Genomic DNA, 12,874 nt, shown 5'->3' on the forward strand with positions numbered 1-12,874 from the left:
CCCTGCTACCCCCACCACCACCCCGGCTTTACCCACCACTGCGGGCTACCCCCCCTCACTCCGCGCCGGGCCGCCGCCGGCGCCGTCGGGGATGTCCGGGTCGAGCCCTGCCACCGCGGTGAAGCCGTCCTCGTACGTCCTGCGCAGGCCCGCTACCCGCAGCGCGGGCGGACGCCCGTGGAAGGCCGGTCAGGCATGGAACTGGTTCGCCGGGACCGGCAGCCCGTAGTGCTCGCGCAGCGACGTGCCCTCGTACTCCTCGCGGAACAGGCCCTTGCCGCGCAGGATCGGCAGCACGTGCTCGACGAAGGCCGCCAGGCCCGACGGCAGAGCGGGGGCCATGATGTTGAACCCGTCCGCCGCACCGCCCTCGAACCAGGCGATGATCGTGTCCGCGATCTGCTCGGGCGTGCCGACGAACTCGAAGTGCCCGCGTCCGCCGCCGAGCCGGGAGATGACCTGCCGGACCGTCAGCTGCTCGCGCACGGCGAGGTCGATGATCAGGTCGGAACGGCTCTGTGAGCCTTCCAGTTTCGGCCTCGCAAGGATGAAGTCCGGAAGTGGCTCGTCGAGTTGGAAGACCGATGGCTCGGTCTCGAACACTGCGGCCAGCTGGCGCAGCCCGTACTCCGGGACGCGCAGCTCGTCGAACTGCCGGGCCAGCGCCCGGGCCTCCGCCTCGGTCGACCCGATGTAGGGGACGATGCCCGGCAGGACGATCACACCGTCCGGGTCGCGCCCCGCGGCCCGGGTGCGGGCCTTGATGTCGGCGTAGAAGGCGGCTGCGCGCTCGTACGTCGTGTGCGCGGTGAAGATGGCCTCGGCGTGACGAGCCGCGAAGTCCTTGCCGTCCTCGGAGGAGCCGGCCTGGACGAGCAGCGGGTAACCCTGCGGCGGGCGCTCGACGTTGAGCGGTCCGGCCACCTTGAAGTACCTGCCCTCATGGCCGAGCCGGTGCAGGCGCTCGGGGTCGGCGTAGCGTCCCGTGGACCGGTCCGCGACGACGGCCTCCGACTCCCAGCTGTCCCACAGGGCTTTGGCGACCTTCAGGAACTCGTCGGCGCGGGCGTAGCGTTCGGCGTGGTCGGGGCGGTCGTCGAGGCCGAAGTTGGCGGCCTCGTCCGCGCCTGCCGAGGTGACGATGTTCCAGCCGGCGCGGCCGCCGCTGACGTGGTCGACGGAGGCGAGCCGGCGGGCGAGGTTGTAGGGCTCGTTGTAGGTCGACGACACGGTCGCGATGAGGCCGATCCTGCTGGTGGCCTGGGACAGGGCGGTCAGCAGGGTCAGCGGTTCGAGCTGGCCCGGCGGACGGAACTCGCCGGTGCCGATGAGCGCGGGGCCGTCCGCGAGGAACAGCGAGTCGAACTTGGCGCTCTCGGCCAGCTGCGCCAGCTCGATCCAGTGCCGCAGGTCGAAGTCCGCCCGCGGGTTGCTGTGCGGCAGCCGCCATGCCGCCTCGTGGTGGCCCGCCTCCATCAGGAAGGCGTTGAGGTGGAGCCGCCGTCTGGCGCTCATGAGGTGACCTTCAGCTTGGAGCTGTCGTAGCCGGCCGGGAGGAGGTTGTCGACGATCGACTTGACGTCGACCTTCTTGGTGATCTGACTCGCCTCCAGGAAGGCGTCGGCGAGTTTCTGCTCCAGTGCGACGTCCGCCGGCACCACCGGGGTCACCCGGTTCGAGTAGGCCGCCAGGGACGCCTTGGCGTCGGCCGGCGGGATGCCCTGCTCCTGCGAGAGCGCCTGTGCGTATTTGTCAGGGTTCTTGACGGCCCAGGCGAACTCCCGCGACAGCCTCTTCAGGACGTCCGTGAGCGCCGCGCGCTTGGTCTTGTCCTTCAGTGACGTGTCACTGGCGACGTAGTAACTGCTGGTCTGGTCGATCGGCGGGAGGCCCTTCACCAGGATCCGGGCGCCGTTCTTGACCGCGATGGCCGACTGCGGGTTCCAGATCGACCAGGCGTCCACCTTGCCGGTGTTGAAGGCGGTCGCGGCGGCCGCCGGGTCGAGGAAGACCAGCTTGGCGTCCTTGGGGGTGAGGCCGACGCTCTTCAGCGCGTTCAGGGCCAGGCCGTGGGCCGAACTGCCCTGCGGGACGGCGATCCTCTTGCCCTTGAGGTCGGCGGCCGTCTTCAGCGTCGAGCCCTTCGGCACGATGATGTTCTCCACCGCCTGGTCGGGCGTGAGCGACCGGTTGACTGCGACGACCTTGAAGCCGTACTCCTTCGCGGCCCCGGTGATCGGCGGTACGTCGCCGACGCTGCCCAGGTCGATGTCGCCCGACGCGGCCGCCTGCACGAGCGGCGGGCCGTAGGTGAAGCGGGCGAACTTCACCTTGTACGGGGCGTTGTCGAACACGCCGGTCAGCTTCGCCAGGGCCTCGCTGCCGTCTCCGCCGTTGTCGCCGACGGTGAAGGTGTACTTGCTCCACTCGGGGTGCTTGGCGTCGCTCGCGTCGACGGCGTTCTTCAGCGGCGCGGCGGTGTCCGACGACGAGCCGCAGGCGACGAGGCTGCCCGCCAGGGCGAGTGTGCCGACGGCGCCGATGACCGTGCTGGTTCTCTTACGTGTGGAACGCATGGGATGTCGTGTGCTTTCTGTGCTGGGTGAGGGTGTTGGGGGTGGGTTCAGTGCTGGCCTGCGAGGCCTAGGTCTTCCAGGAGCCGGGCACGCAGTTCCTCGCGGGCGACGCTTGCTTCGCGGTCCGCGGCGGAGAGCCGGACCTCGTGCGAGGTACCGATGCGGCCGCTGCTCATGACGACGATGCGGTCCGCCAGGGCGATGGCCTCGTCGACGTCGTGGGTGACGAGCAGCATGGCGGCGTGGTGCTTGGTGCGCAGGGCCCGTACGAGGTCGTGCATGCGCAGCCGGGTGATGGCGTCGAGGGCCGCGAACGGCTCGTCGAGCAGCACGAGTTCGGGTTCCGAGACCAGGGCCCGCGCGAGGGACACCCGCTGGGCCTCGCCGCCGGAGAGCTCCTTGGGCCAGGCCCTCTCCCGGCCTGCGAGGCCGACCTCGGCGAGCACGTCGCGGGCGCGTCGTTCCGCGTCGGGTCCGTGCAGGCCGAGCGTGACGTTGCGCAGGACGCGCTGCCAGGGCAGCAGCCGGTCGGCCTGGAAGACGATCGCACGCCGTGCCGGGACCTCCACCCGGCCTGCGTCGGGCCGGTCGAGTCCGGCGAGCAGCCGCAGCAGGGTGCTCTTGCCGCAGCCCGAGGGGCCGAGCAGGATCACCAACTCCTCGTCGCCGACGGTGAGATCGAGGTGGTCGAGCACCACCCGGTCACCGAACTGACGGACCACCTGCTCGACGACGACCCCCGTCTGCCGACGCGGCTCGGTCGTGACTGTGCTGCTCATGACGCCTCATAACTGGGTCGCCACCGCAGCAGCACCCGCTCGAGAGCCCGGACGAACTGGTCGGCGAGCAGACCGAGGAGCGAGTAGATCACCAGCCCCACGAAGACCTGGTTGGTCTGCAGATACGTCTGCCCCTGGGTGATGAGGAAGCCAAGTCCCTTGTCCGCGTTGACGGTTTCGGCGGCGACGAGGCCCAGGACGCTGTACGCGAGGGAGAACCGCAGGCCCACCAGGAACCCCGGCAGCGCTCCCGGCACCAGCACCCGCGTCACCAGCCGCCAGCGGCCCGCGCCCGTCGTGCGCGCCATCTCGATCAGCCGCTGGTCGACGCCCCGGATCGCGGCGAACAGGTTGAGATACATCGGGACACCGGCCCCGAAGGAGATCAGCAGCACCTTGGTGAGCTCGTCGATGCCGAACCACACGATCATCAGCGGCAGCACGGCGAGGAGGGGGATCGTGTTGAGCACCTGCACGACGCCGTTGAACAGGAACTCACCGCTGCGCAGCAGCCCGCCGAGAACGCCGGTGACGATGCCCACCGTCAGACCGACCGCGAGTCCGATGCCGGCCCGTTGCAGCGAGATGGCCAAGTCCGGTCCGAGGACGCCCTGTTGCCACAGATCGGCGGCGGCCTTCACGATCGACGTCGGCGCCGGGGCATAGGTCTTCGCCAGCACTCCGGCGCGGGCGAGGGCCTCCCAGGCGACGAGGATCACGACCGGGGTGGTGTAGATGCCCAGTGGCCAGCGCAGCCGCTCGCGCAGTGTGGTGAGCGGTGTCCGGCGGCGGGCGTCCCGCGGCAGGAACACCTCGCGTTGCCGCGCACCGGTCGCCTCGGCGGCCGGGACCGGCTTGGCGAGAGCCGCGGCCGGGACACGGACCTCGGTCATGGCGCGACCGTCGGCACGTCTTCAGTGACCGCGCGGATGCGGTCGGTGAGCTTATGGAGGGACACAGGCATGAGGAGGCCCTTCTCGGAGGAAGCGGGCGCACCGCTGGGTGCTGAGGGGTGAAGAGCGGGAGTGAACGACCGGTTCCAGGCGGTCGAACGGGGACGTGGCAGTCGGTGCGGCCGCGACGCAGGGGCAGCCGGCGGCTACGGGACGGCACACTGTGCCCGCAGACACTTCTCCCTCGGCCGGGAGGGGCAGACGTGAGGTGAGGCCGGAGAAGAGTCGCTCAGGACGCGGACAGGAAGATCCCGAAGGACGGCATCACCGGATGCCGCCGGGGACCACTTACCGGGTCAGCGACAACAAAACGCGCTGGAGACGTGCGCCAGATCGATGTGGCGCCGCCGGGTCAGGTCCACGCGCGGGTTCATGGAACGGGAGTTCAGCAGAGGTCCACCGGGTTGGTCAATAACTTCTCGGACAGGTCTTGCATTGCGGACACCGAGAACTTTCCCGCCGCTTCGGGGCGCACCTCTCCTTGCCTTTGACGCGTACGTCAGGGCTTAGCGTGTGCGCGCCCCGCGCCGGCCGGTCGTCACCGCTCGGCCACCTCCCCGATCAGGAGCCCGCCATGGCCACTCCCCTGCCGTCCGCCACCCGCGAGATCCGGCTTCTCAGCACCCCTGAGGGACTGCCCGGCCCCGAGCATTTCGCCGTCGTCGAGCAGCCGGTGCCCCTGCCCGGCCCCGGGCAAGTCCTCGTCCGCAACCGGTACTTCCTGGTGTTCCCCGGGCTGCGCACCCTGATCGCAGGCGCGCCCGAGGGTGTGCCGCTGCCGCCGATCCACGCCGGTGACGTGCTCTTCGGCCCCGCGGTCGGCAAGGTCGTCGCCGCGGGCCCGGGCAGCCCGCTGCGGCCGGGAGACGCCGTCACGCACCTGCTCGGGTGGCGCGAGCACGCGCTGGCGGCCGCAGCCGACTGCACCCCGCTCGGTGATGTGCTGCCGGACCCTGTCGCCCACCTCTCCTCGGGGTCGGCCGCCTACGGCGCGCTCACCCGGATCGCGGACGTCCGTCCCGGCGACACGGTCTTCGTCACCGGGGCGGCGGGCGCGGTGGGGACCCTGGCCGGCCCGGTCGCCGGGCTGCTGGGCGCCGGGAGGATCATCGGCAGCACCCGCTCCCCGGCCAAGGCGGAACGGCTGCGGGCGGAGTTCGGCTACGACTCGGTGGTGGTGCCGGGCCGCCGATCCCCCACGCTCACCGAGCAGTTGGCCGCAGCGGCATCCGAAGGCATCGACGTCCTGGTGGACACCGTGGGCGGCGAGCAGCTGACCGCGGCGCTCAGGGTGGCCCGCCGCGGTGCGCGCATCGCGCTGGTCGGCGCGTTGTCCGGCCAGCTGTCACCGCACCGGGACGGTGGCAGCGCCCCGGCGCAGATCGACACCTACCGTGTCGTCACCCAGGGGATCACGCTGCGCGGCTACCGCGGCACGGACCATCCCGAGGTGGCGGAGGAGTGGACCAAGCGCTTCGGCGACTGGCTGCGCACCGGTGAGATCTCCTTTCCGTACGTACGGATCCCGGGCATCGACCGGGCCCCGCAAGCGTTGCAGGAACTGTTCGAGGGGCGTCACTTCGGCACCGTCGTCGTGGAGCTGCCGCCCTGCTGACACGGACCGGGACGAGGTCGGAATGCGCATCGGAGATGCAGCGGCAGCGGCAGGGACCACCCCACGGGCCCTGCGGTTCTACGAGGAGCGCGGGCTGCTGGCCCCGCCGCCGCGTACCCCCACCGGCCAACGCCGGTACGGCCCGGACGAGGTGGCCCGCGTGCGCGTCATCCGTGAACTGCTCGCCCTGGGCCTGACCGTCGAGGACCTGCGCGGCATCGCCGACCGCATCCAGCTCCTGGTCGAGGAGCCGCAACGGCGCTGCACGGACACCGACCCGGCCTCGCCCGGCTCGCAGGTGGTAGCCGCCCGGCTGGCGGCCCTCGACGCCGAGATCGCCCGCCTGACCGCGCTGCGCACCGGCCTGACGCGCCGGACGGGAGAGACCTGAGGCCACCATCGTACGAGGCCGGGCGGGCCGGGGGTCAGCGCGGCGCGAGGAGCCGTCCCGCGTGCTGCAGGACGTATCGGGCCACATTCGCGCCGAGCGTGATCCCTGCCTCGTCGGCCGACCGGGTGTGGATGCCGGAGAAGACCCGGGCATCGACGTTCTCGTCCGAGAGCTGCTTCCAGGCGGTGTACGTCCGGGTGACCCCCGGCGCGGTGGGACTGGTCAGGTCGAACGGCGCGGTGCGCGGCCCGACGAGCGCCGACAGTACGGTCCCGGCGGCGCCCGCATAGGTGTTGTGGCCGCTGGGGTAGTCCGGATGCGCGGGGGTGGTGTGCAGCGGCGTCCAGTCGGGGTCGGGGTCGATGGTGCCGGTACGGATCGCGGTGACGGGACGCCAGCGCTCGTAGGCGTACTTGCTGTCGGAAGTCGCGATCTGCGTGTCCACCAGTGCCAAGTGGAAGAGCGCGACGAGCCGCGCCTGTCCGGCGATTCCCTCGTTCGTGCGGGAGAGCGCCACACGCAGCGGCTGGGTGTAGAGGGTGAGGGAGGAGCCGAGCCAGAAGGTGGCCGTCTCGGTCTGGTGGGCGCTGCGCGCCGTGCTGTTGGCAGCGCCGTAGGTGCGCACTTCGGCCAGGTCGGCGGCGTAGCGCCGGGAGTCGAGGGCGGGTGGCGGGCCGAGCCGGAACTGGCTCTGCGTGCTGAGCACGAACGGTTCGGCGAGGCGGTTGCCGTACTGGGCCGCCGGTGCGTAGTCGGGTGGCGTCGGCTGCCAGACGCCGGGTGCCGCGGGCTTCACGGTGTAGGGCGCGTTGACCGACGCGGGATCGAGACCGTCGCCCTGCCTCGACTTGAGGACGAGGTCGGCCTGGTGTTCTCCTGCCGCGACGCCCCGCTGCTCGGCCGGGCCGTCGGGAATCGCGTCGAGGGTCTCCTTGAATGTCGCGTCGAGCTGCTGCGCACGGCTCGGGGCGAGAGTGACCAGCGCACGGTGGACGGCACCGGCGAGCGCCGCCTCCTGGTAGGCGCTGCGCTCGACGCCCGCGGGAACGCTGCGGGTGGCTCGGGCGGCCGCGAGCCAACTGATGGCCCACGTACGGCTGTTGGTGATCTGGGGCGGTGCCCCGGCCGCCGCGACGGTGTCGGCGGTGGCGTCGTACCAGGCGAGCGCCGTGGACGTACGGCCGGCCGCCGAGGCCTGCGGGACGGCGACGGACGCGGTCAGCAGCGCGGCCGCACCCAGGGCGACGAGGGCGGGCCGGGTTCTGGTCGAACTCACGCGTTCTCCTTCGGTCGGGGTGGGGTGAGAGGGGTGTGTGAGGTGTGGATGGACACAGAAATGCCCCGTGAGCGGTCGCGCAGGGCAAGGCGGGGCCAATACGACGTCAGAGGCGGCGACACGCGGAGGCGTCGACACACGCCGGATCCGCGGACAGCCTGCGATACAGCGCCGAGGGGGTCACCTCACCATGTCTAGCAGGCAGTTGGGGGAGAGACCGTTGCAGGTGCATGAAATTCCGTCAGGCGACGGCCGCCGAGCAGCTCGGCCCGGTGGGCGACAGCGGCAGCCCCGGTGTCGGGCGGCCAACTGGGGTGGTCCGGCGCGCCGTTGACACGAAGGCCGGCAGGACGAGCGCGCTCGCCCGGGCCTGCCCGCCGCGCCCTGGCGCAGGTCGCCGACCATGTGGACCACCAGCCGACCGGCCTGGCCGACGCCGCTGCCTGTGGGAACGCCTCCCCTTCGAGTTCAAGTGCCCTTGACACTCGCGGGGGCGGACGACGTACGTTGAATCCGCAAATTTCTGACGGGTGGAGGCCTTACATGCGGGTACCTGGCGCGGCACCGCGGGGTGCGTGCACGGGTGCGCGGCTGATCACCCGGCGGCATGTCGACTACTGCCGTACCTCCTCCGCCGTCTGTCCTTCCGCACAGGTCTGACCCCCGCCCTGCCCGCCGCCGACGCGTCCCGTCGGCCGTTTCGTCGCGGCCCTGTGCATCACGCCCTGTGCTGTGCGCCTCGTGCCTCACGGCCACGAACCCGCGTGTATCTCGGAAGGAACACCCCTTGTCCGGCCCTGCCCTGCACCTCGCCGTCGAGATCGACGGCGACGGCGCCCACCCCGCGGCCTGGCGCCGCGCCGCCCACTCGCCCGACCAGTTGCTGAGCCCGCGCCGTGTCGCCCGGGTCGCCGCCGTGGCCGAGAACGCCGGGTTCACCCTGATCACCCTGGACGACGGCGTGCTGCCGCCCGGGGACTCACCCGATCCGGTGGGCCGTATCGGCGCGGTCGAGCGGGCGGCCTTCGTCGCGGCGTCCACGAGCACCATCGGGATCGCGCCGGTCGTACCGGTCACGTATGCCGAACCCTTCCATGTCTCCAGTCAGTTGGCGTCGCTGGACCACATCTCGGCCGGTCGCGCCGGGTGGGTGGTCGCGGAGGAGGAGCGTCCCGAGGCGGCTCGCGCCTGGGGGCGGCCGGTGGTCGCCGAGGCACGGGCCCGGGAGTCCCGGGACGGTGTGGAGGTGGCCCGGGCTCTGTGGGACTCGTGGGAGGACGACGCGGTCATCCGGTCCGTGGCCACGAGCCGCTACCTCGACCGCGAACGGCTGCACTACATCGACTTCACCGGGGAGACCTACGCCGTCAAGGGCCCGGCGATCGTGCCGCGCCCGCCCCAGGGGCAGCTCGTCGTCCTGGGCCGTCCGGACCGGGTTCCCGCCGCGCAGCTCGACGTCGCTCTCGTGGCGGGCCGCGAGCTCTCGGAAGTCGCCTCGGCCGCCGCAGCGGCCGGCACGCCCCGTGTCTACGCCGAGGTCGAGGTGGCGCTGGACACTCCGGGCGCCACCGCCGCCGAGCGCGTCGCCGACCTGGAACGGCACACGCCGTGGACCGACCGGGGAAGGCTGCGGCACATCGGCTCTTCCGACCAACTGGTCACGCTTCTCGGTGAGTTGAGCGATCACGTGGACGGCGTACGGCTGCATCCTCTGGTGCTCGACGAGGACCTGCCCGTCCTCTCCCGTCTCGTCCTGCCTGCCCTGTCCGAGCAGCGTCTCGTCGCCCGCCCGCTGCCCGGTACGTCCCTGCGCTCGACCCTGGGTCTTCAGCGCCCCGCCAACCGCTTCGCCGCCGCGGCCGCCGCATCCGTCCAGGAGGAAGCCCGATGACCCGCACCGACCCCCTCGACGTCCCGCGCCCGGACGCCCAGCTGCACTTCGGGGTGTTCTTCCAGGGCGTGAACCACTGGACCATCTGGTCCGCCCCCGACAGCGGTTCGCAGATCGACCCCGCGTCGTTCCGCAAGGTCGCGCAGACCGCGGAACGGGGCCTGTTCGACGCGTTCTTCCTCGGCGAGGGGCTGCGGCTGCGCGAGGTCGACGGCCGGATCCACGACCTCGACGTGGCCGGACGGCCCGACGCCATCACCCAGCTGGCGGCGCTGGCCGCGGTCACCCGGCGCATCGGCCTGGTCTCCACCTCCAACTCCACCTTCAACGAGCCCGCCGATCTCGCCCGCCGCCTCTCCGGCCTCGACCTGCTCTCCGAAGGCCGCGCCGGCTGGAACGTGGTGACCACGGACAACGCCTGGACCGGCGCGAACTTCCGTCGCGGCGGCTACCTCGACCACGCCGACCGCTACCGGCGCGCCGAGGAGTTCCTCACCGTGGCCCGCGCCCTCTGGGACGGCTGGCAGGACGGAGCAGTCGCCGACTCCGCGGGCGCACGGGAATGGTCGACGCCCGGTGCCGTACGCCAAGTGCGCCACCGTGGGGCACAGTTCGACGTCGACCTCGCGCCGACCCTGCCACGCAGCGCCCAGGGCCACCCGGTCATCTTCCAGGCCGGTGACTCCGGCGAGGGACGTGATTTCGCCGCCCGCAACGCCGACGTCATCTTCTCCGCGCACGGCACCGACTTCGACGACGCGCTGGCCTTCGCCGAGGACATCCGCACCCGTCTGCGCGCCGCCGGCCGGCCCGACGACGACCTGCGGATCCTGCCCGGCACCGAGATCATCATCGGCGCCACCGAGGAGGAGGCCCAGGAGAAGAAGCGCTGGATCCGCCTCCAACAGGTCACCCCCGCAACAGCGTTGGGCATCGCGGGGCTGCTGTGGGGCATCGACCTGTCCGACCGCGACGCCGACGGGCCGCTGCCCGAGGAGGACCCGGTCGTCAGCGAGAACGACGGCTCCTTCGGTGCCCGGCGCATCGCCGACCCGCGCACGGTGGTGGCCGAATGGCGGGCGAAGGCGGAGGCCCACGGCTGGTCGCTGCGCGAGACGGTCATCGCGCTCGGCCCGCAGCGCGGCCACGTCGGCACCCCTTCAGGGCTGGCCGACAAGTTCGCCCACTTCGTACGGCACGGCGCGATCGACGGCTTCAACGTCACGCCGTACCTCATCCCCGACGGCCTCGACGACATCGTCGACCTGCTCGTCCCGGAACTGCAGGAACGCGGGCTCTACCGCACCGACTACGCCGGCAGCACGCTCCGCGACCACCTCGGCCTGCGTCAACCCCTCACCCACCGGTCCGCACCGGCCCGGCGGCAGGCCGGCTGACCACCACACACGACTGACATGAAGCTGTCACACAGGGAGCGGAATGCGGGTTCGCCAAGCATCCGTTCTGACTGACATGACTGTGGGAGTAGTACTCAACGCATCCGACGCGCAGAACCAGGTCGACGCCACCGTGCAGCTGGCCCGGGAGGCCGCGGCCGCCGGGCTGCGGTCGGCCTGGTTCGGTCAGACCTTCGGCGCGGACTCACCCCAGCTCGCGGCGATCGTCGGACGCGAGGTGCCCGGACTGCAGGTGGGAACCTCCGCGATCCCCGTCTTCGGCCGCCACCCGCTCCTGGTCTCCAGCCAGGCCCAGACCGCCCAGGCCGCGACGCACGGCCGCTACCACCTCGGTCTCGCCCTGGGCACGAAACTGCTGACGGAGGCCGGCTTCGGCCTGCCCTTCGAACGCCCCATCGCCCGCCTGCGTGAATTCCTCACCGCGCTACGGCAGTTGACCGAAACCGGCACGGCCGACTTCCACGGCGAACTGCTCACCGCCACCACCCCGGTCCCGGCGCGCGTCCCGGGCGCCGAGAGCGGCGTCCCGCTCCTGGTCGCCGCGATGGGACCGCAGGCACTGCGGGTCAGCGGTGAGCTGGCGGACGGGATCCTGCCCTATCTGGCGGGACCGCGCGCCCTGGCGGACCACATCGTCCCCGCCCTGACCGCAGCGGCCGAGGCCGCCGGCCGCCCCGCGCCCCGGATCGTGGCCCTGGTGCCCGGCGTGGTCACCGACGACGTGGACGCGGTGCGGGCGAAGGCCACCGAGAACCTCGCGTTCTACGAACAGATCCCGTCCTACGCCCGCGTCATCGGACTCTCCGGCGGCCGACGAGCCGCCGACCTGGCCGTGATCGGCGACGAGAAGGCGGTCGAGGCCGAGGTACGGCGCTACCGGGACGCCGGCGCCACCGAGGTCGTGTTCTCGAGCACCGAGATCGCCGGAGAAGCGGACCGCCGGCGCACGTGGGCGCTCCTCGGCGAACTGGCGGGCTGAACAAGCCCCCCACCTGCACCCCTGTACCCCTGCGCGAGGCCGAGCCTCGCGGGACGAAGGAGACCGTATGACCACCGAGGCCACCGCAACGGACCTCCAGGCCTTCACCGAGACCTGGCTGGACTGGTACCGCGCCCAGGAGACCCGGCTCGCCGATCCGCACGGGTTCCTGGCGATCACCGGCCAGCACTGGCTCGACGACCGGCCGCAGCGCTTCCCCGACGCACCCGGCGCCTGGCACACCGGCCCCGAGGGGGTCGTCGTCACCCTCGACGACGGCGAGGAACTGGTCGTCGACGGAACCCCGGTACGCGGTGAACACCGCTTCGGCGTGCTCCCCGAGCGCAGCGACATCCACGCCGTCTGGGGAGACGCCGTCATCGAGGTCGCCAAGCGCGGCGGCAACGACATCGTGCGCCCCCGGCACCCGGACGCGCCGCTGCGCACCGCCTTCACCGGGACACCCGCCTACGCGCCCGACCCGCGCTGGGCCGTGACCGGCCGGTACGTCCCCTTCGACGAACCGCGGCCGACCACCGTGGGCGCCGCCGTCGAGGGCCTTGAGCACGTCTACGACGCTCCGGGCAGGGTCGAGTTCGAACTGGAGGGGCAGCAGCTGTCCCTGACCGCGTTCCCGGGACGTGCTGCGGGCAGTCTGTTTCTGCTCTTCACCGACGCGACCTCCGGGGTCACCACCTACGCCGCCAACCGGTCCCTGGCGCTCGATCCGCCCGCCGCCGACGGCACGGTCGTCCTGGACTTCAACCGCGCCGCGAACCTGCCCTGCGCCTACACGGACCTGGCCACCTGCCCGCTGCCCCCGGCCGAGAACCGGCTGCCGGTGGCCATCGAGGCGGGCCACAAGATCCCCGTCGAGCGCGGCGGTTCCTGAGCACCAAGGCCGGTCGGCAGCCCCCGGCTCGGTGGCGGCGAGTGCGCAGACTGCCCGTGGTCCGGGCCGGTCGGGGACGGCCGTCGCCCGTGCCGACCACGGGC

At 72.0% G+C, this 12,874-nt stretch carries 11 protein-coding genes; 6 read left to right on the top strand and 5 right to left on the bottom strand.

The features are described from left to right. Positions 1-189: 189 nt before the first annotated feature. Genes AB0N07_RS36940 through AB0N07_RS36955 form a run of 4 tightly spaced genes read right to left on the bottom strand, consistent with a single transcriptional unit; the run spans position 190 to position 4,248 of the window. On the bottom strand, positions 190-1,515 hold the full coding sequence (locus AB0N07_RS36940) for an LLM class flavin-dependent oxidoreductase (RefSeq protein ID WP_365842852.1): 1,326 nt from the start codon (positions 1,513-1,515) through the stop codon (positions 190-192). Beyond that, entirely contained in the window at positions 1,512-2,576 is a 1,065-nt protein-coding gene (locus AB0N07_RS36945) for an aliphatic sulfonate ABC transporter substrate-binding protein (RefSeq protein ID WP_365842855.1), read from the bottom strand. Before AB0N07_RS36945 ends, AB0N07_RS36940 begins: the two co-directional genes overlap by 4 nt. A 47-nt stretch (positions 2,577-2,623) precedes the next feature. Beyond that, positions 2,624-3,355, bottom strand: a complete 732-nt coding sequence (locus tag AB0N07_RS36950; protein WP_365842857.1) for an ABC transporter ATP-binding protein — start codon at positions 3,353-3,355, stop codon at positions 2,624-2,626. After that, positions 3,352-4,248, bottom strand: coding sequence for an ABC transporter permease (locus AB0N07_RS36955; RefSeq protein WP_365842859.1), 897 nt, complete (start codon positions 4,246-4,248; stop codon positions 3,352-3,354). The genes AB0N07_RS36950 and AB0N07_RS36955 overlap by 4 nt, the downstream gene beginning before the upstream one ends. Positions 4,249-4,882: 634 nt before the next feature. On the opposite strand from AB0N07_RS36955, the gene AB0N07_RS36960 reads away from it, so the two are divergent. Further along, positions 4,883-5,923, top strand: coding sequence for an NADP-dependent oxidoreductase (locus tag AB0N07_RS36960; RefSeq protein ID WP_365842861.1), 1,041 nt, complete (start codon positions 4,883-4,885; stop codon positions 5,921-5,923). A 22-nt stretch (positions 5,924-5,945) separates the two neighbouring features. Continuing rightward, positions 5,946-6,314: a MerR family transcriptional regulator gene (locus AB0N07_RS36965; protein WP_365842863.1), complete on the top strand. Its 369-nt coding sequence runs from the start codon at positions 5,946-5,948 to the stop codon at positions 6,312-6,314. 34 nt (positions 6,315-6,348) lie between these two features. Here AB0N07_RS36965 and AB0N07_RS36970 read toward each other — a convergent pair whose 3' ends face one another. Continuing rightward, the gene (locus AB0N07_RS36970) at positions 6,349-7,590 is read right to left on the bottom strand and encodes a vanadium-dependent haloperoxidase (RefSeq protein WP_365842865.1); all 1,242 of its coding nucleotides are present in this window, start codon (positions 7,588-7,590) and stop codon (positions 6,349-6,351) included. Positions 7,591-8,377: 787 nt separating this feature from the next. Here AB0N07_RS36970 and AB0N07_RS36975 point away from each other — a divergent pair. From AB0N07_RS36975 to AB0N07_RS36990, 4 genes are all read left to right on the top strand, one after another. Further along, the gene (locus AB0N07_RS36975; protein WP_365842867.1) at positions 8,378-9,481 is read left to right on the top strand and encodes an LLM class flavin-dependent oxidoreductase; all 1,104 of its coding nucleotides are present in this window, start codon (positions 8,378-8,380) and stop codon (positions 9,479-9,481) included. Next, positions 9,478-10,878 carry an NtaA/DmoA family FMN-dependent monooxygenase gene (locus tag AB0N07_RS36980; RefSeq protein ID WP_365842869.1) on the top strand — a complete coding sequence of 467 codons (1,401 nt, stop codon included), beginning with the start codon at positions 9,478-9,480 and terminating at the stop codon, positions 10,876-10,878. Before AB0N07_RS36975 ends, AB0N07_RS36980 begins: the two co-directional genes overlap by 4 nt. 76 nt (positions 10,879-10,954) lie before the next feature. After that, the gene (locus AB0N07_RS36985; protein ID WP_365842871.1) at positions 10,955-11,878 is read left to right on the top strand and encodes an LLM class F420-dependent oxidoreductase; all 924 of its coding nucleotides are present in this window, start codon (positions 10,955-10,957) and stop codon (positions 11,876-11,878) included. 67 nt (positions 11,879-11,945) lie between these two features. Continuing rightward, on the top strand, positions 11,946-12,770 hold the full coding sequence (locus AB0N07_RS36990) for a DUF1684 domain-containing protein (RefSeq protein ID WP_365842873.1): 825 nt from the start codon (positions 11,946-11,948) through the stop codon (positions 12,768-12,770). The last annotated feature ends 104 nt before the right edge of the window (positions 12,771-12,874 follow it).

The organism is Streptomyces sp. NPDC051172 (assembly GCF_040682555.1).
Classification (GTDB): domain Bacteria; phylum Actinomycetota; class Actinomycetes; order Streptomycetales; family Streptomycetaceae; genus Streptomyces.

Bases quoted from the DNA above. Each gene is read 5' to 3' on its own strand.
- AB0N07_RS36960 (WP_365842861.1), top strand. From the start codon at position 4,883: ATGGCCACTCCCCTGCCGTCCGCCACCCGCGAGATCCGGCTTCTCAGC.
- AB0N07_RS36950 (WP_365842857.1), bottom strand. From the start codon at position 3,355: ATGAGCAGCACAGTCACGACCGAGCCGCGTCGGCAGACGGGGGTCGTC.
- AB0N07_RS36940 (WP_365842852.1), bottom strand. From the start codon at position 1,515: ATGAGCGCCAGACGGCGGCTCCACCTCAACGCCTTCCTGATGGAGGCG.
- AB0N07_RS36980 (WP_365842869.1), top strand. From the start codon at position 9,478: ATGACCCGCACCGACCCCCTCGACGTCCCGCGCCCGGACGCCCAGCTG.
- AB0N07_RS36955 (WP_365842859.1), bottom strand. From the start codon at position 4,248: ATGACCGAGGTCCGTGTCCCGGCCGCGGCTCTCGCCAAGCCGGTCCCG.
- AB0N07_RS36945 (WP_365842855.1), bottom strand. From the start codon at position 2,576: ATGCGTTCCACACGTAAGAGAACCAGCACGGTCATCGGCGCCGTCGGC.
- AB0N07_RS36965 (WP_365842863.1), top strand. From the start codon at position 5,946: ATGCGCATCGGAGATGCAGCGGCAGCGGCAGGGACCACCCCACGGGCC.
- AB0N07_RS36990 (WP_365842873.1), top strand. From the start codon at position 11,946: ATGACCACCGAGGCCACCGCAACGGACCTCCAGGCCTTCACCGAGACC.
- AB0N07_RS36985 (WP_365842871.1), top strand. From the start codon at position 10,955: ATGACTGTGGGAGTAGTACTCAACGCATCCGACGCGCAGAACCAGGTC.